Source organism: Pseudoxanthomonas sp. LjRoot127 (assembly GCF_964253495.1).
Classification (GTDB): Bacteria; Pseudomonadota; Gammaproteobacteria; order Xanthomonadales; family Xanthomonadaceae; genus Pseudoxanthomonas_A.
This window is the reverse complement of sequence record NZ_CAXUQR020000001.1, coordinates 2,306,478-2,323,270: the sequence shown is the minus strand read 5'-3', so window position 1 is coordinate 2,323,270 and position 16,793 is coordinate 2,306,478. Positions and strand designations below refer to the sequence as shown.

Here is a 16,793-nt window from a genome sequence, read left to right as displayed (position 1 = left end):
CCCCGCACCTTCGTCATCCAGGCGCCTTCCATGTAGTTGCCGACCGGCTCGCCGTCGGGGAAGAACGCGCCGCGATGATCCTGGCCAAAGCGCTCCCATCCATGCGCCTCGGGATCGAGTGCGAGCAGCGCGCGCGGCTTACCGACGTAACGCATGCCCTTGGACATGTCGAGTTCGATGCCGTACAGCGGGAACGTGTCGGACGAACCCCAGTACAGGTACCAGCGACCGTCGTCGTCCCTGAAGAACGCCGGGTCCCACGGACCGGGCGGAATCTTCGCCGGCTGAGGATCGCCGTTGCGCCATCCGGGCAAGCCGACATCGCGGCCGGGCGCGACCGCATTCGGCAGTTCCGGCAGCATGCGCGTCAGGAAATCGAACCGCCCCCGGGCGGGATCGCGCGACACCAGCACGGCCCCTGGCGAGAACAGCGAACGCATCACCAGCATGCGGTCGCCATCGGAGATCACCGCAGGCGCGACCATGCTGTCGAACGGCCAGCGATCGGGGGTGATGAATCGCCAGTCGACCAGATCGGTCGAGCGCCAGTAGCCATCGGCCAGGGTCTGGAACAGATAGTAGGCGTCGCCGTGGCGCACGATCACCGGGTCGGCGCCCGTGCGATAGGAGATCCCCAGGCTTTCCTGCTCGAAGTTGTAGCGGTAGTCGATATCCAGCGGATTGGCGTAGGTCTTCCTTGCGTCGTCCCTCGCCGCCGCCGCACCCGTCACTGCCAGCGCGGCCAACAACGCCACGCGCACACGTCCCTTCCCGTCCACGCGACCCCCGCTGGAAACGATTCCAACGGAGTATTCACGAGGATCCCGCAGGCGGAAAGCCGCGCCGCAGCGGAGGAGGACGAGGCGGAAGCCGGACCCGCAGTGCCAGGCCTCAGTCGCAGGCCATGCCGCCCTTCGGCAGGACGCGCGGATTGCCCATCGCGAAGTGCGTCACCGGTTTCTCCCACATCTCGAACGAGGAGATGCCCGGCGTCACGCCGCAGCTGCTGGCGTAGGTGAACTGCTCGCCGTCCCGCGAGACGTACAGGTCGAACTTGACCGCCTCCGCCAGCGTACTGCTGACCATCAGCGTGGTCTGCGTGGCATCGCCGCTGCGGGTGGCGCGCAGGTTGCCGGGCCCGTCACCGGCGGGCGCCCACGCGATGACCTTGCCGCCTGCGACCTCGACCTGCAGCGCCAGCGAGGGCGAGGCCGTACCGATGGCGAAGCCCGCAGGCAGCTCGCCGCGTGCGAGGGTCTTCGGTGCGGGCTTGGCCGCTAACGCAACGGTCGGCAACGCACACGCCGCCAGGATCAGGTAACCCGCCAGTCTGCCGTTCATGCGCCTCACCCCTCTTCCGTCACGCGCAGGACTTCCTCGATGGTCGTTTCGCCGGACAGCGCCTTGACGATGCCGTCCTCGTACATGGTCCGCATGCCGGCCTCGCGAGCCAGCTGCTCGATCTCGCCCATGCCCGCGTGCCGCATGATGGCGCGGCGGACGTCGTCGTTCATCACCAGGAATTCGACGATGGTCGTGCGGCCGAGGTACCCGGTCGGCGCGATGGCGGAGCCACGCGGGCGGTACAGGAAGATGTCGCCTTCGGGCTGGAAGCGGCGCAGGTGGAACTTTTCGATTTCCTCGGGCGACGCCGCGTACCTCTCCGCATGCGTCGGCTCCAGCCGGCGCACGAGGCGCTGGGCGAGGATGCCATTGATGGTGGACGTCATCAGGTAGTCCTCAACGCCCATGTCCAGCATGCGGGTGATGCCGCCGGCCGCATTGTTGGTGTGCAGCGTGGACAGCACCAGGTGGCCGGTCAGCGCGGACTGGATGGCGATGCGCGCGGTCTCGAGGTCGCGCATTTCGCCGATCATGATGATGTCCGGATCCTGCCGGACGATGCTGCGCAGCGCGTGGGCGAAGTCCAGCCCGATCTGCGGCTTGGCCTGGATCTGGTTGATGCCCTCGATCTGGTACTCGACGGGATCTTCCACCGTGATGATCTTGACGTCTGGCGTATTGAGCTTGCTGAGCGCGGTGTACAGCGTGGTGGTCTTGCCCGAACCGGTGGGGCCGGTGACCAGCAGGATCCCGTGTGGCTGCTCCAGCACTTTCTGGAACTGCGGCAGGAAGGCATCGGTGAAGCCCAGCTTCTTGAAGTCGAACACCACCGTTTCGCGATCGAGCAGGCGCATCACCACGCTTTCGCCGTGCGCCGTGGGCACGGTGGATACGCGCAGGTCGAGTTCCTTGCCCTGCACGCGCAGCATGATGCGGCCGTCCTGCGGCAACCGGCGCTCGGCGATGTTGAGCTTGGCCATGATCTTCACGCGGCTGATCACCGCCGCGGTGAGGTTGGCCGGCGGGCTTTCGCCCTCCTCCAGCACGCCATCGATGCGGTAGCGCACCTTCAACCGGTTCTCGAACGGTTCGATGTGGATGTCCGACGCGCGCAATTCGACGGCGCGCTGGATCACCAGGTTCACCAGGCGGATGACCGGCGCCTCGGAGGCGAGGTCGCGCAGGTGCTCGACATCATCGAGGTCTGCGGTGGCCTCGCCATCCGCATTCTCGACGATCGCGCCCATCGCGCTGCGTCCCTGCCCGTAGTAACGCTCGATCAGGTCGCTGATCTCCGACCGCAGCGCCACCTGCGGGCGCACGATGCGGCCGGTCGCCAGCCGCACGGCCTCGAGCGCGTAGTGGTCCTGCGGATCGGCCATCAACAGATCGATGTGGGTCTCGTCCTCACCCACCGGGCACAGGTGGAACTGCTTCAGGAAGCGCAGCGACATCACCACCGATTCCGGCGGCACGTCCGGCGCATCCTTGGCGTTGACCAGCGGCAGCCCGAGCACCTCCGCCGCGGTTTCCGCATGGTCGCGCTCGGAGACCAGTCCCAGCCGCGACAGCAAGGCCAGCAGACCGCCGCCCGCCTCGTCCTGCAGGCGGCGCGCACGCGCCAGGTCGGTTTCCTTCAGCCTTCCGCGTGCAAGCAGCGCGCCGACGATACGCTCGTCGGCGGAAAGCGAGGGGTCGGACACGGCTGCGTTCACGGGGGCCTCCTTGAAGGCCCGGACTTTATCAGGTGCCGCGTTGCCCCGGAGTGGCCCGCTGTCGCCAACGGGCGCGCAGGCTCAGCCCACCCACACCCGCGCATTGCGGAACATGCGCAGCCACGGCGAATCGTCCGGCCAGCCCGCCGGATGCCAGCTGTGGTTCGCGCTGCGCGGTGTGCGCTCGGGATGCGGCATCAGGATGGTCGCCCGGCCGTCGTCGCTGGTCAGGCCGGTGATGCCGTCCGGAGAGCCGTTGGGATTGAGCGGATACGTGGTCGCGATCGCACCATCGCCGTCCACGTAGCGCAGCGCCACGCGCGCCGCGGCCTGGTCGACCGGGCCGGCGAACTCGGCACGTCCTTCGCCATGGGCCACTGCCACCGGGATGCGTGAGCCGGCCATGCCGCGGAAGAACACCGACGGCGATTCCTGCACTTCCAGCAATGCCACGCGCGCTTCGAACTGCTCGCTCTGGTTACGCAGGAACTGCGGCCAGTGCTGCGCACCGGGAATGATGTCCTTCAGCTGGCTCATCATCTGGCAGCCGTTGCAGACGCCCAGCGAGAACGTGTCCTGTCGCGCGAAGAACGCCGCGAAGGCATCGCGCAGCGCACCACGCTCGAGGATCGAGGTCGCCCAGCCGCGGCCCGCGCCCAGCACGTCGCCGTAACTGAAGCCGCCGCAGGCCGCCAGGCCGCTGAAGTCCTTCAGCGACACGCGCCCCGCGATCAGGTCGCTCATGTGCACGTCGAACGCATCGAAGCCGGCGCGGGCGAAGGCCGATGCCATCTCGATCTGGCCATTGACGCCCTGCTCGCGCAGGATCGCCACCTTCGGGCGCTTGCCCGTGGCGACGAAGGGCGCCGCGACATCCTCGGCGGCGTCGAAGGACAGTTTCGGCTTCAGGCCTGTGCGCCCGAACTGGCGTGCGGCATCGCGCTCCTGGTCGGCGGCCTCGGGGTTGTCGCGCAGCTTCTGCATGGCGTGGGTGACCGACCACCAGGCATCGAAGAGGTCCTCCCAGCGCCACTCCGCCAGCACGTCGCCGTCCTGCTGCACGCGGATCGTGGACGCCGTGGTCGGGCGTGCGATGCGCTGCGCGCACTCGGTCAGCGCGTGGCGCTCGACCAGATCGGCGAACGCAGCGCGGTCTTCGTCGGCCACCTGCACCACCGCACCGAGTTCTTCGGCGAACAGCGTGCGGAACGCATCGTCGCCCCAGCCGTCGAGGTTGATGTCCAGGCCGCGGTGGGAGGCGAACGCCATCTCGCACAACGCGGCGAACGCGCCGCCGTCGCTGCGGTCGTGGTACGCCAGCAGCAGGCCGGCCTCGCGTGCGTCGGCGATCAGGTGGAAGAAATCGCGCAGGCGCTGCGGATCGTCGAGGTCCGGCACGCTTTCGTCGTGGCCACCGCCGGCGAACGCCGGCCAGGCGCCCTCGCCGCCCGACTGCGGGTAGACCTGCGCGAGCACGGAACCGCCGAGACGCTTCTTGCCCGCGCCCAGCCCGATCAGCCACAACTCGCTGTCGTCTTCGCGCGACAGCAGCGGCGTCAGGTGCTGGCGCACGTCGGTGACCGGCGCGAAGGCGCTGATGATCAGCGACACCGGGGACACCGACTTCTGCGCCTGACCGTCGCGATGCCACTGCGCCTGCATCGACAGCGAGTCCTTGCCGACCGGAATGCTGATGTCCAAGTCGGGGCACAGCTCCATGCCGACGGCCTTCACCGCGTCGAACAGCAGCGCGTCTTCGCCCGGATGCCCGGCAGCCGCCATCCAGTTCGCGGACAGCTTCACGCGGTGCAGCGATTCCACCGGCGCGGCGCACAGGTTGGTGATCGCTTCGCCCACTGCCATGCGGGCGGCGGCGGCGGCATCGAGCAGCGCCAGCGGCGTACGCTCGCCGATCGCCATCGCTTCGCCGACAAAACCTTCGTAGCCGCTCAGCGTGATCGCGCAGTCGGCCACCGGCATCTGCCACGGGCCGACCAGCTGGTCGCGTGCGGTCAGGCCGCCGACGCTGCGGTCGCCGATGGTGATCAGGAACTGCTTGGAGGCCACCGTCGGATGCGCGAGCACGCGCAGGCCGGCTTCATGCAGGTCCAGCGCCCCGGTCTGCAGCGCGGGCCACTGGGGCGGCGCCGGATGCGCGGTGTCGCGGTGCATCTTCGGGGGCTTGCCGAACAGCACGTCCATCGGCAGGTCGATAGGCGCATCGGCAGGAATACTGCCGGGCGTTGCGCCGTACGCGACTACCAGGCGTTCTTCCTTCGTCGCCACGCCGACGGCTGCGAAGGGGCAACGCTCGCGCTCGCACAGTGCGGCGAATTCGGCCAGGCGCGCCTGCGGCACGCCCAGCACGTAACGCTCCTGCGATTCGTTGCACCACAGCTGCATCGGCGACAGCGACGGATCGTCGCTGGGTACCTTGCCCAGGTCGATCACCCCGCCCACGCCGGAGTCGTGCAGCAGTTCAGGAATCGCATTCGACAGGCCGCCCGCGCCCACGTCGTGGAACCACAGGATCGGGTTGTCCTCGCCCATCGCCACGCAGCGGTCGATGACTTCCTGGCAGCGGCGCTCCATCTCGGGGTTGTCGCGCTGCACGCTGGCGAAATCGAGCGCTTCGGCGCTTTCGCCGGAAGCCACCGAACTCGCCGCACCGCCACCCAAGCCGATCAGCATCGCCGGGCCGCCGAGCACGATGACGGCATCGCCGGCCGAGAGCGTCTTCTTCTCCACCTGGATGCGGTCGATCGCGCCCAGGCCGCCGGCCAGCATGATCGGCTTGTCGTAGGCGCGGGTCAGTGCCTCGCCTTCCGGCAGCTCGAAACTGCGGAAATAGCCCAGCAGGTTCGGCCGGCCGAATTCGTTGTTGAACGCGGCGCCTCCCAGCGGGCCGTCGAGCATGATCTCCAGCGCCGGCGCCATGCGCGGATTCAGCGCGCGAGGCATCTCCCACGGCTGCGGCAGTGTCGGGATGCGCAGGTGCGAGACCGAGAAGCCGGTCAGGCCGGCCTTCGGCTTGCCGCCGCGGCCGGTGGCGCCCTCGTCGCGGATCTCGCCGCCGGCACCGGTGCTGGCGCCGGGGAACGGGGCGATCGCGGTCGGATGGTTGTGTGTCTCGACCTTGATGCAGAACGCCGAGTCCAGCGTCGCCTCGAGGCGGTACTGGCCGCTGCCGTCGGGGCGGAAACGGGCCGCCGGATAACCCTCGACCACCGCCGCATTGTCGCTGTAGGCGCTGAGCGTGTGCTCGGGCGTCTGCGCATGGGTGTGCTTGATCATCCGGAACAGCGAGCGGTCCTGGTCCTTGCCGTCGATGGTCCAGGTGGCATTGAAGATCTTGTGCCGGCAGTGCTCGGAGTTGGCCTGCGCGAACATCATCAGTTCGACGTCGGAGGGATCACGACCCAGCTCGGTGTAACGGGTGCGCAGGTAATCGATCTCGTCCTCGGCCAGCGCCAGGCCGAGGCGCGCGTTGGCGGCTTCCAGCTGTGCCAGCGGGATGCGTTCCAGTTCGCCGCGCGCCGGCGCGATGAACAGCGCCTGCGCCTGCTCGCGGCTCGCCAGCAGCGATTGCGTCATCGGGTCGTGCAGCGCCTTCGCCAGTGCCGGCCGGCTGTCGTTCCAGCCTTCCAGGTCGATGCGCAGGCCGCGTTCGACGCGCTTGACCGGCTGTCCGGCACCGCGCAGCAGCTCGGTGGCCTTGCTGGCCCACGGCGACAGCGTGCCGAGGCGCGGGGTGACGAAGCGCGAGACCGCGCCCGCCGCCAGCGCCTCGCTGCCGTCACCGGCCTGCAGGATGCGGCGCAGCGTGGCCAGGTCCGGCGTGGCGCCTGCCTCGGGTTCGATGAAATAGACGTGCCAGGCGCCGCAGATGCGGACGTCGGAAACAATCGACTGGAGCCTGGATTCGAGCCGCGCGCGGCGGAAGTGCGACAAGGCCGGTTGGCCTTCGAGGACGATCATGTCCGGAACCGTGGGGGCGTGCCGTCAGACGGGGCCCGCTATTGTAGCGAAGCCGGCGCGGGGCCGGCTTCGTCGGGATCAGGGGGCGGCGCCCGCGGGCGCGGCAGGGGCCTTTCTGGCGGCCAGTTCATCCAGCTTGGCCCGGAGCGCGGCCGGTGGCAGGTAGCCGCCCAGCTGGACGCCGTCCGCCGAATAGATGGCCGGGGTTCCGCTGACCCCGATGCGCTGGCCGACGTCGAACTCCATGGTCACCGGGTTCTTGCAGTCGCGCGCGGGGACGGACTTGCCGGCCTTGGCGTCGGTCAGTGCGCGCTTGCGATCCGGTGCGCACCAGACCGAGATCATGTCCTTGTGGTCCTGGCTGCCGAGTCCCATGCGCGGGAACGCGAGGTACTCCACCGCGATGCCCTGCCGGTTGATCTCGGCGATTTCCTCGTGCAGCTTGCGGCAGTAGCCGCATTCGATGTCGGTGAACACGGTGACCGTGTACTTGGCGTTCGGCGGCGCGAACACGATCTTCTCGCTGTGGGGAATGGTGGCGATCAGCGCGCTGCGGTGCTTGGCCAGGGCGACGCTGTTCTGCATCACGTCCTGCTGCTGCTGCAGGTCCAGCACGGCGCCCTGCATGACGTAGCGGCCGTCGTCGCTGATGTACAGCAACTGCCCGCCCACGATCACTTCCCGGAAGCCCGGCAACGGCGCGGCACCGACGTAGTCGATCTTGGCGCGAGGGTTCAACTGCGCCACGGCGGAGCGCGCGCGGTCGTCGGGCGTGCTCCCGGTTCCCGGCTTGAGCTGGGGCGCGGAGGCCGGCGCGGGCGACGCGGTCGCGGCCTGGTCCTTGGCAGGCGGTTGCGGCGCCTGCGCGCAGGCGGTCAGGCTCAGGGCACCCAGCAGGGCGGCGGTGATCAGGCGGGGCATCAGGGGCATCCGGAATGAGCCGCGACGCGGCTGGCTGGCAGGGAACAGGCGGGAATTCTGGCACACGGTGGCAGGCAGGCGGCTTAACCGCCCGCCAGTGTGAGCGGGCTCACGCGCGCGGGTGATGGCGTCCGTGCAGCTGCTTCAGGTGCTCGCGCGCGACCAGCGTGTAGATCTGGGTGGTCGACAGCGAGCTGTGACCCAGCAGCAGTTGCAGCGCGCGGAGGTCGGCACCGCGGTTCAGCAGGTGGGTGGCGAAGCTGTGGCGTAGCCCGTGTGGACTGATGCGGACGGGATCGATGCCCGCGGCGCCCGCATAGCGCTTCACCAGCGACCAGAACTGCTGCCGGGTCGGCGGCTCGCCCGTTGCGCCGACGAACAGGGCCGGCACGCTGCGCTTGCCGACCAGCGCGGGCCGCGACCGAGCCAGGTAGGTTTCCAGCCAGTGCTGCGACTCTTCCCCCAACGGCACCAGGCGGTCCTTGCTGCCCTTGCCGGTGACCCGCAGCACGCCCTGCCGCAGGTTGACTGCCGTCGCCGGCAGGGTGACCAGTTCGCTGACGCGCAGGCCGGCCGCGTACATCAGCTCCAGCATGGCGCGGTCGCGCAGGCCCAGCGGGGTGTCAATGTCCGGCGCGGCCAGCAGCGCATCGATCTCGGTTTCCGCCAGCGCCTTCGGCAATGAGCGCGGCAGGCGGGGGGGCTCGAGCAGTGCCGTGGGATCGTCGCGACGCTGGCCCCGGCGCAGGCGGTGGGCGTAGAAGGCCCGCAGGGCGGACAGTAGCCGGGCATTGCTGCGCGGCGAATAGCCCTCGCGCGTGCGCCAGGCCAGGTAGTCGAACAGCGCGGCACGATCCGCCGCCGCCAACCCTCCCCCGCGCCCGTTGCGCCAGCGCGCGAAGCCTTCCAGATCGCGCCGATAGCTGTCGAGCGACGGCCGTGCGAGACCGCTTTCGGCCCAGATCGCATCCAGGAAGGCTGCGATGTCGTTCGCATCGGCGTCCGGTACCGGAGGCAATGTGCTCGCCTGCTGGCGGCGTTCGGCGGGCGTGCGGGCAGTCATGCGGCAAGCTTAGGCGATGCGGATCGTTCTTGTGGGAGCGACGTCAGTCGCGAAAGCCGATCGCCCCAGGACGCGTGGAAGTACCGCACCCGAAGGCGTTATGCGCCGTCGCCGGCTCATTTCGCGACTGACGACGCTCCCACGAGAGTCGACGGGTCGTAGCCGGTATCCTGTCGCGATGACGGATCCCGCTACCACTCCCGCATCCTCCCGCGCCCTGATCGGCTGGCGCCTGCTCGCGCTGCTCTACGATTTCTGGCCCGTGCTGGCCATGTGGCTGGCGGTGGCGATTCCGTTCGTGCTGGTTGACGTGGTGATCAGCGACAACGTCCGCCACAACATCGAGCCCTTCAGCCCGATGTGGTGGCTGTTATGGACGTGCTGCTGGGGCGCCGCCGGGCTGTATGCCACCTTCAGCTGGCTGCGCGGTGGACAGACCCTTGGCATGCGGCCGTGGCGGTTGAAGGTGATCGCGGCCGACGGCGGCACACCGACGCTGGCCGCGCTGTGGCGACGCTATGCGCTGGCGACGCTGTCGACGCTGGCCGCGGGCCTGGGCTTCTGGTGGGCGTGGCTGGACCGCGACCGGCTGGCCTTCCACGACCGCTTCAGCGGCACGCGCGTGGTGCGATTGCCGAAGCGCGCCTGATGGCGCCTCAGCGGCTCCTGCGCCGGAACATCAGCCAGGAAATGCCCAGCAGGGCGAACGGCGGAATGGCGTACGCGATGCGGTAGTCGAGCCGGAATGCACCCGCGAGCCGCACGAACATCGTCTGCAGCACGTAGAAGCCGACGGCGAACACGATGCCCAGGAACAACCGCTTGCCCATGCCGCCGCTGCGCAGGCTGCCGAACGCGAACGGGATGGCGGCCAGGCACAGCGCCAGCACGTTGAGCGGATAGAACCAGCGCGCCCAGTACTGGTCCTCGTAGTCGCGCGCGTCCAGCCCGTTGCGCTTGCGGTAATCGATGTTCTGGCTCAACTCGGTGCTGGGCATGTTGCGTGCGCGCACCAGGCTGGACGACAGCACCGCCGCGTCCAGTTCCGATTCCCAGCGCTCGCCCAGTACCGTCGTCTGCACGGCCGAGCGCTCCTTGAAGGTGGTGCGGCGCACGTTCTTCAACAGCCAGTAACCGTCCAGGTGCTCGGCGGTGGCGGCATGCGCGATCGAGGCGAGCCTGCCGTCGTCCGCGAGTTCGTACATGCGCACGTCGCGCAGCTGCAGGGACACCTTGCCACCGCCCTGGTCCTTCTCTTCACCGCTCTGCGCATACAGGAAGGTGTTGCCTTCCCGCGCCCACAGCCCCGAATAGCGGTCCATCGCCACGTTGCCGGTGCGCGCCGCCATCTTCAGCACGTCGGCCTGGCGCTGGCCCCACGGACCCAGCGTCTCGCCGCTGAAGATCATCAGCACGGTCAGGATGCCCAGCGCGGCGGCAACCGAAATGCTCAGGCGCAGGCGCGACAGGCCCAGCGCACGCAGGGCGGTGAGTTCCGAACTGGCCGCGAGCTGGCCCAGCCCCATCAGCGAACCGATCACCGCTGCCGTGGGGAACATGGTGTAGGCGCGGCGCGGGACGGTGTACATCACCCAAGCGACCGCATGGCCGAAGGTGTAGTTGCCGGTGCCAAGGTCGCCGATCTCGCCAGACAGCGCCATCACCACGTCCAGGCCCACCAGCACCGCCCAGGTCAGCAGCACCGTGACCAGGACCACCTGGCCCACGTAGGTGTCATGCAGGCGCGGCAACAGCCTCATGCGCGCCTCCGCGGCCGCGACAGCCGGCCGTCACGCAGGTAGAACCAGATCGCCGCCGCCAGCAGCGGCAGGGTCAGCCACCACAGGCCCAACAGCCCCGGCAGCTTGCCGTCGGCCAGCAACTGGGTACCGTTGAACATGAGGCTGACGCCGACCAGATAGGCAAGGAAGCCCAGCATCACGCGACCGTAGCGGGTCTGGCGCGGCGAACTGCGCGACAGCGGCAGGGTCAGCAGGGCGAATGCCAGCGCCAGCAGCGGCGGAGTCAGCCGCGCGTGCACCTGCGCGTTCGCCTGCGGTCGGTCATCGCCCAGCAAACGGGGCGTCGGCAGCAGCGCGGGATCATCCTTGTCGAGCGTGTCGGCCCGGTCGGGCAACGCGACCTCATTGGACTTGTAGCGGATCAGCCGGTAATCCAGCCCCGCACCATCCGGACCTTCGACCCGGAAGCCGTCGTCCAGGCGCAGGTAACGGTTGCGTTCGCCCTCGAAGAACATCTGCCCCGATTTCGCCGTCACCACGTCGATGCGGCCCTCGTCGGCGCGGTGCATGAAGACCTTGCTCAGCCCGGTACCGTCCGGCGACAGGGCACTGACATAGACCACGGCACCACTGGACAGGACGGTGAACTTGCCCGCGTCCAGGCCAGACACCACGAGGCTGCGGTTGGCATGCTCCAGCATGTTCTGCGCGGTGCGCAGCGCCCACGGGCCCAGCCAGAGCGAGCACACGCCGACGATCACCACCACCGGCACCACCAGCATCATCAGCGGCCGCAGCAGCCGGCGCGGACCGATGCCCGCCGCCGTCAGGACCGCCATTTCCGAATCCCGGTACAGGCGCGAGAACGCCAGCAGCAGGCCCAGCATCAGCGCCAGCGGGATGATGTAGGGCATGTAGTTGAGGAACTGCAGGCCCAACTGGGACAGCAGCAGGCGGGCCGGCACCTTGCCGTCGGCCACGTCGCCCAGCAGGTCCGCCATCACGCCGCCGACGCTGACCATCAGCAGGATGATCAGGGTGGCCAGGAAGCTCTGGGTGAATTCCCGGAAGAGGTAGCGGTCCAGCTTCGGCATCAGGAGGGCTTGATTTACAATCTCGGGCTTGTGCGCCGCGCCTGCGGCGGCAGTCTCTGCGGTCCGGGATGGCGTCAGCCACCTTCATCCGGCCCGCGATTGTACGTAACTGAACCGGGAATCTGATCAATGACGCTGGAATTCACCCTGAACCACGAAGCCCCCGCCCAGGCCGGCGTCGATTGCCTCGTGGTAGGCGCTTACGCCGACAAGCGCCTGACCGCGGCCGGCCAGGCCGTGGATGCGGCCAGCGGCGGCAAGCTGTCGGCGCTGCTGCAGCGGGGCGACATCGGGGGCAAGACCGGCAAGACCACCCTGTTGCACGACCTGCCAGGCGTCACCGCCCCGCGCGTGCTGGTGGTAGGACTGGGCGAGACCGCCAAGTTCGGCGTGGCCCAGTACCTGAAGGCGGTGGGCGACGCTGCCCGTACCCTGAAGATCGGCCCGGTCAAGTCCGCATTGTTCACCCTGTCCGACGTGGCGGTGAAGGACCGCGATGCGGCGTGGAATATCCGCCAGGCCGTGATCGCCGCCGACCATGCCTGCTACCGCTACACCGCCACGCTGGGCAAGAAGAAGAACGACGACCCGGGTCTGACCCACTTCGCCATCGCCGGCGAGGATGCCGATGCCCTGGCGCAGGGCATTGCCATCGCCGCCGGCGTCCAGACCACGCGCGAACTCGGCAACCTGCCGCCCAATATCTGCACCCCGGCCTATCTGGCCGAGCAGGCGCAGCAGTTGGCCTCGGAGCACGGCGCCGAAGCCGAGATCCTCGACGAGACGCAGATGGAATCGCTCGGCATGGGCTCGCTGCTGGCCGTGGCGCGCGGCTCGGCCAACCGTCCGCACCTGATCGTGCTGAAGTGGAACGGTGCCGGCGACGCCGACACCAAGCCGTACGTACTGGTCGGCAAGGGCATCACCTTCGACACCGGCGGCGTCAACCTGAAGACGCAGGGCGGCATCGAGGAGATGAAGTACGACATGCTGGGCGCGGGCAGCGTCATCGGCACCTTCGTGGCTGCCGTGAAGATGAAGCTGCCGCTGAACCTGATCGTGGTCGTGCCGGCGGTGGAGAACGCCATCGACGGCAACGCCTACCGTCCTTCCGATGTCATCACCAGCATGTCCGGCAAGACGATCGAGGTCGGCAACACCGACGCCGAGGGCCGCCTGATCCTGTGCGACGCCCTGACCTACGCCGAGCGCTTCAAGCCCGCCGCGCTGGTCGACGTCGCCACGCTGACCGGCGCCTGCATCGTGGCGCTCGGCCGCTACGCCAGCGGCCTGATGAGCAAGCACGACGACCTCAGCAACGAGTTGCTCGGTGCGGGCGAGACCGTGTTCGACCGCGCATGGCGCCTGCCGCTGTGGGACGAGTATCAGACCCAGCTGGAATCCAGCTTCGCCGACGTTTACAACATCGGCGGCCGCTGGGCCGGCGCGATCACCGCCGGCTGCTTCCTCGCGCGCTTCACCGAAGGCCAGCGCTGGGCGCACCTGGACATCGCCGGCGTCTCCAATGACGAAGGCAAGCGCGGCATGGCCACCGGCCGACCGGTCGGCCTGCTGAGCCAGTGGCTGCTGGACCGCGTCGCCTGACCGGCGACGCGAACCCGACGCCATGGCCCGTGCCGACTTCTACCTGATCGCCAAGCCGCGCTTCCTTGAGGAACCGCTCAAGCTGGTCTGCGAACTGGCCCGCAAGGCCTACGACAGCAACCAGTGGACGCTGGTACTGGCGCGCGACGCGGCGCAGGCCGAAGCGCTCGACGAACTGTTGTGGGAGTTCGATCCGGACGCCTACATCCCGCACCAGATCGCCGGCGACGAGGAGGACGAGCTGACGCCCGTGCTGATCGCCACGCCCGATGTCGACGTACCCGCCCGCGCGCTGGTCATCAACCTGCGCGACGACGCCTTCGCCGGCGACTGCGAGCGCGTGTTGGAAGTGGTGCCCGCCGACCCGTCCGCGCGCGAGCCGCTGCGCGAGCGCTGGAAGCAGTACAAGGCGCGCGGCTACGACGTGAACAAGCACGACATGTAATGCCCTCGGCGGCGCTGCCGCCGGCCACGCGATCCGCGTTCGCACGATCGCAGCAACCACACCGACACGATGACCGACCTCGCCTCCAGCTACGACCCGAAATCCTTCGAATCCCGCCTGTACGCACAGTGGGAGGCGGCCGGCTACTTCAAACCCAGTGGCAAGGGCGAACCTTATACGGTGCTGCTGCCGCCGCCGAACGTCACCGGCACGTTGCACATGGGCCACGCGTTCCAGCACACGCTGATGGACGCACTGGTGCGCTACCACCGCATGCGCGGCTACGACACGTTGTGGCAGATGGGTACCGACCATGCCGGCATCGCCACCGAGATGGTCGTCAGCCGCAACCTGGCGCTGGAAGGCAAGGGCGAGACGCGCGATTCGCTGGGCCGCGACGGCTTCATCGCCAAGGTGTGGGAATGGAAGGCGCAATCCGGCGACACCATCGAGCGGCAGATGCGCCGCATGGGCGCATCGGGCGACTGGTCGCGCAGCACCTTCACGATGGACGACGATGCGTCGAAGGCGGTCATCGAGGCGTTCGTGCACTGGCACGAGCAGGGGCTGATCTACCGCGGCCAGCGCCTGGTCAACTGGGATCCGGTACTGAAGACCGCGATCTCCGACCTGGAAGTGGAGAACGTCGAGGAAGACGGCTTCCTGTGGTCGATCGAGTATCCGCTGGCCGACGGCAGCGGTTCGCTGGTAGTCGCCACGACGCGTCCGGAAACCATGCTCGGCGACACCGCCGTGATGGTGCATCCGGACGATGAACGCTACGCGCACCTGATCGGCAAGGCGGTGAAGCTGCCGCTGACCGACCGCGAGATTCCCGTCATCGCCGACGACTACGTCGACCGCGAGTTCGGCACGGGCGTGGTCAAGGTCACGCCGGCGCACGACTTCAACGACTACCAGGTGGGCCTGCGCCACGACCTGCCGCTGATCAACCTGCTGACGCCGACCGCGGCGATCAACGAGAACGCGCCGGAAAAGTACCGCGGCCTGGACCGCTACGAAGCCCGCAAGGTCGTGCTCGCGGACCTGGAAGACCTCGGCCTGCTGGTCGAAACCAAGCCGCACAAGCTGCAGGTGCCGCGCGGCGACCGCACCAACCAGGTGATCGAGCCCTACCTGACGGACCAGTGGTTCGTGAAGATGGATGGCCTGGCCAAGCGCGGCTTGGAACTCGTCGAATCCGGCGAGGTGAAGTTCGTCCCGCCGAACTGGATCAACACCTACCGCCACTGGATGGAGAACATCCAGGACTGGTGCATCAGCCGCCAGCTCTGGTGGGGCCACCGCATCCCGGCGTGGTTCGATGGCGCGGGCAACTGCTACGTCGGCCGCGACGAAGCCGAGGCGCGCGCCAAGGCCGGCCTGTCCGCCGACGTTGCGCTGACGCAGGACAGCGACGTGCTGGAGACCTGGTTCTCCTCGCAGCTGTGGCCGTTCAGCACGATGGGCTGGCCGGACACGCAGGCGATGGCCGCGCGCGGTTTCGACCGCTACCTGCCGTCGTCGGTGCTGGTCACCGGCTTCGACATCATCTTCTTCTGGGTGGCGCGCATGGTGATGGCCACCGACAGCTTCGTCGGCCAGGTGCCGTTCCGCGACGTCTACATGACCGGCCTGATCCGCGACAAGGACGGCCAGAAGATGTCCAAGTCGAAGGGCAACGTGCTCGACCCCTTGGACATCATCGACGGCATCTCGCTGGAAGACCTGGTGGCCAAGCGCACCGGCGGCCTGATGCAGCCGAAGATGGCCGAGAAGATCGAGAAGGCCACGCGCAAGGAATTCCCGGACGGCATCGTGCCGCACGGCGCCGACGCGCTGCGCTTCACCATCGCCGCGCTGGCGACGCACGGCCGCGACATCAAGTTCGACATGGGCCGCGCCGAGGGCTACAAGAACTTCTGCAACAAGCTGTGGAACGCCACCCGCTTCGTGCTGATGAACACCGACGGCTTCACCGCCAGCGGCCAGCCGCAGCCGAAGACCGATGCGGAAAAGTGGATCCTCTCGCGCCTGGCCAAGGTCGTCGCCGAAGCTGAAACGCAGTTCGCCGCCTACCGCTTCGACCTGCTGTCGCAGGCGCTGTACGAGTTCGCCTGGAACGAGTTCTGCGACTGGTTCGTCGAACTCGCCAAGCCCGCGCTCAATGGCGATGACGCGACTGCCGCCGACAGCACCCGCCACACGCTGCTGTACGTGCTGGAGTCGCTGCTGCGCCTGCTGCATCCGCTGACCCCGTTCGTTACCGAGGAACTGTGGCAGCAGGTCGCGCCGAAGCTGGGCATCGACGGCGGCACCGTGTCGCTGCGGCCCTACCCGGTCGCCGGCGACTTCGCCGGCCAGGAGTACGCGCAGGCCGATGCCGACGTGGAATGGCTGAAGACGATGGTGTCCACGCTGCGCCGCGTGCGCAGCGAGCTCAACGTCTCGCCGGGCAAGACCGTCCGCCTGCTGCTGCAGGACGGTGCCGCGCAGGACCGCGCGCGGATCGAGCGCTTCACCGCGCCGCTTTCGTTCCTGCTGAAGCTCGAAGGCATCAAGTGGCTGGACGCCGGCGCCGATGCGCCCGCCTCGGCAGCCGCGGTGGTCGGTGAGCTGAAGCTGCTGGTGCCGCTGGAAGGCCTGGTCGATCTCGATGCCGAACGCGCGCGCCTGGACAAGGAAATCGCACGCGTCGCCAGCGAGAAGGAGAAGAGCGAGGCCAAGCTGGCCAAGTTCACCGACAAAGTGCCGCCGGCGGTGGTCGAACAGGAACGCCAGCGCCTCGTCGACTGGAGCAACCAGCTCGCCGCCCTGCACGGGCAGCGCGCGAAGCTCTGACGCTCACGTCATTCCGGTTCGGTAGAGTCGAGCTTGCTCGACTCC

The 16,793-nt window shown here is 68.4% G+C and carries 12 protein-coding genes; 5 read left to right on the top strand and 7 right to left on the bottom strand.

The window, feature by feature from the left end; translation table 11 throughout:
• Positions 1-297 precede the first annotated feature (297 nt).
• Positions 298-552 (top strand): hypothetical protein, encoded by a 255-nt coding sequence (locus ACSQ19_RS10735; protein ID WP_435996899.1) that lies wholly within the window; start codon positions 298-300, stop codon positions 550-552.
• Positions 553-891: 339 nt separating this feature from the next.
• Here ACSQ19_RS10735 and ACSQ19_RS10730 read toward each other — a convergent pair whose 3' ends face one another.
• From ACSQ19_RS10730 to xerD, 5 genes are all read right to left on the bottom strand, one after another.
• Entirely contained in the window at positions 892-1,341 is a 450-nt protein-coding gene (locus tag ACSQ19_RS10730; RefSeq protein WP_435996897.1) for a hypothetical protein, read from the bottom strand.
• Between the two features lie 5 nt (positions 1,342-1,346).
• Positions 1,347-3,059, bottom strand: a complete 1,713-nt coding sequence (gene gspE / locus ACSQ19_RS10725; protein WP_435996895.1) for a type II secretion system ATPase GspE — start codon at positions 3,057-3,059, stop codon at positions 1,347-1,349.
• 81 nt (positions 3,060-3,140) lie between these two features.
• The gene (purL, locus tag ACSQ19_RS10720) at positions 3,141-7,037 is read right to left on the bottom strand and encodes a phosphoribosylformylglycinamidine synthase (RefSeq protein WP_435996893.1); all 3,897 of its coding nucleotides are present in this window, start codon (positions 7,035-7,037) and stop codon (positions 3,141-3,143) included.
• Positions 7,038-7,115: 78 nt separating this feature from the next.
• Positions 7,116-7,958 carry a DsbC family protein gene (locus ACSQ19_RS10715; protein ID WP_299340509.1) on the bottom strand — a complete coding sequence of 281 codons (843 nt, stop codon included), beginning with the start codon at positions 7,956-7,958 and terminating at the stop codon, positions 7,116-7,118.
• Between the two features lie 109 nt (positions 7,959-8,067).
• Positions 8,068-9,021 (bottom strand): site-specific tyrosine recombinase XerD, encoded by a 954-nt coding sequence (gene xerD, locus ACSQ19_RS10710; protein ID WP_296279605.1) that lies wholly within the window; start codon positions 9,019-9,021, stop codon positions 8,068-8,070.
• Positions 9,022-9,199: 178 nt separating this feature from the next.
• Between xerD and ACSQ19_RS10705 the strand changes: the two genes are divergently transcribed.
• On the top strand, positions 9,200-9,670 hold the full coding sequence (locus tag ACSQ19_RS10705; RefSeq protein ID WP_435996890.1) for an RDD family protein: 471 nt from the start codon (positions 9,200-9,202) through the stop codon (positions 9,668-9,670).
• A gap of 7 nt (positions 9,671-9,677) precedes the next feature.
• Here ACSQ19_RS10705 and lptG read toward each other — a convergent pair whose 3' ends face one another.
• On the bottom strand, positions 9,678-10,781 hold the full coding sequence (gene lptG / locus ACSQ19_RS10700; protein ID WP_435996888.1) for an LPS export ABC transporter permease LptG: 1,104 nt from the start codon (positions 10,779-10,781) through the stop codon (positions 9,678-9,680).
• The gene (gene lptF, locus ACSQ19_RS10695; protein WP_435996886.1) at positions 10,778-11,857 is read right to left on the bottom strand and encodes an LPS export ABC transporter permease LptF; all 1,080 of its coding nucleotides are present in this window, start codon (positions 11,855-11,857) and stop codon (positions 10,778-10,780) included. The genes lptG and lptF overlap by 4 nt, the downstream gene beginning before the upstream one ends.
• A gap of 129 nt (positions 11,858-11,986) precedes the next feature.
• Here lptF and ACSQ19_RS10690 point away from each other — a divergent pair, with 129 nt between their 5' ends.
• From ACSQ19_RS10690 to ACSQ19_RS10680, 3 genes are all read left to right on the top strand, one after another.
• Complete coding sequence (locus tag ACSQ19_RS10690) at positions 11,987-13,462, top strand: leucyl aminopeptidase (protein ID WP_435996884.1); 1,476 nt, start codon at positions 11,987-11,989, stop codon at positions 13,460-13,462.
• A 22-nt stretch (positions 13,463-13,484) separates the two neighbouring features.
• Positions 13,485-13,907 (top strand): DNA polymerase III subunit chi, encoded by a 423-nt coding sequence (locus ACSQ19_RS10685; RefSeq protein ID WP_435996882.1) that lies wholly within the window; start codon positions 13,485-13,487, stop codon positions 13,905-13,907.
• Between the two features lie 69 nt (positions 13,908-13,976).
• On the top strand, positions 13,977-16,748 hold the full coding sequence (locus tag ACSQ19_RS10680; RefSeq protein WP_435996880.1) for a valine--tRNA ligase: 2,772 nt from the start codon (positions 13,977-13,979) through the stop codon (positions 16,746-16,748).
• The last annotated feature ends 45 nt before the right edge of the window (positions 16,749-16,793 follow it).

Bases quoted from the DNA above. Each gene is read 5' to 3' on its own strand.
- xerD (WP_296279605.1), bottom strand. From the start codon at position 9,021: ATGACTGCCCGCACGCCCGCCGAACGCCGCCAGCAGGCGAGCACATTG.
- ACSQ19_RS10705 (WP_435996890.1), top strand. From the start codon at position 9,200: ATGACGGATCCCGCTACCACTCCCGCATCCTCCCGCGCCCTGATCGGC.
- ACSQ19_RS10685 (WP_435996882.1), top strand. From the start codon at position 13,485: ATGGCCCGTGCCGACTTCTACCTGATCGCCAAGCCGCGCTTCCTTGAG.
- purL (WP_435996893.1), bottom strand. From the start codon at position 7,037: ATGATCGTCCTCGAAGGCCAACCGGCCTTGTCGCACTTCCGCCGCGCG.
- ACSQ19_RS10730 (WP_435996897.1), bottom strand. From the start codon at position 1,341: ATGAACGGCAGACTGGCGGGTTACCTGATCCTGGCGGCGTGTGCGTTG.
- lptG (WP_435996888.1), bottom strand. From the start codon at position 10,781: ATGAGGCTGTTGCCGCGCCTGCATGACACCTACGTGGGCCAGGTGGTC.
- ACSQ19_RS10690 (WP_435996884.1), top strand. From the start codon at position 11,987: ATGACGCTGGAATTCACCCTGAACCACGAAGCCCCCGCCCAGGCCGGC.
- ACSQ19_RS10680 (WP_435996880.1), top strand. From the start codon at position 13,977: ATGACCGACCTCGCCTCCAGCTACGACCCGAAATCCTTCGAATCCCGC.
- ACSQ19_RS10715 (WP_299340509.1), bottom strand. From the start codon at position 7,958: ATGCCCCGCCTGATCACCGCCGCCCTGCTGGGTGCCCTGAGCCTGACC.
- lptF (WP_435996886.1), bottom strand. From the start codon at position 11,857: ATGCCGAAGCTGGACCGCTACCTCTTCCGGGAATTCACCCAGAGCTTC.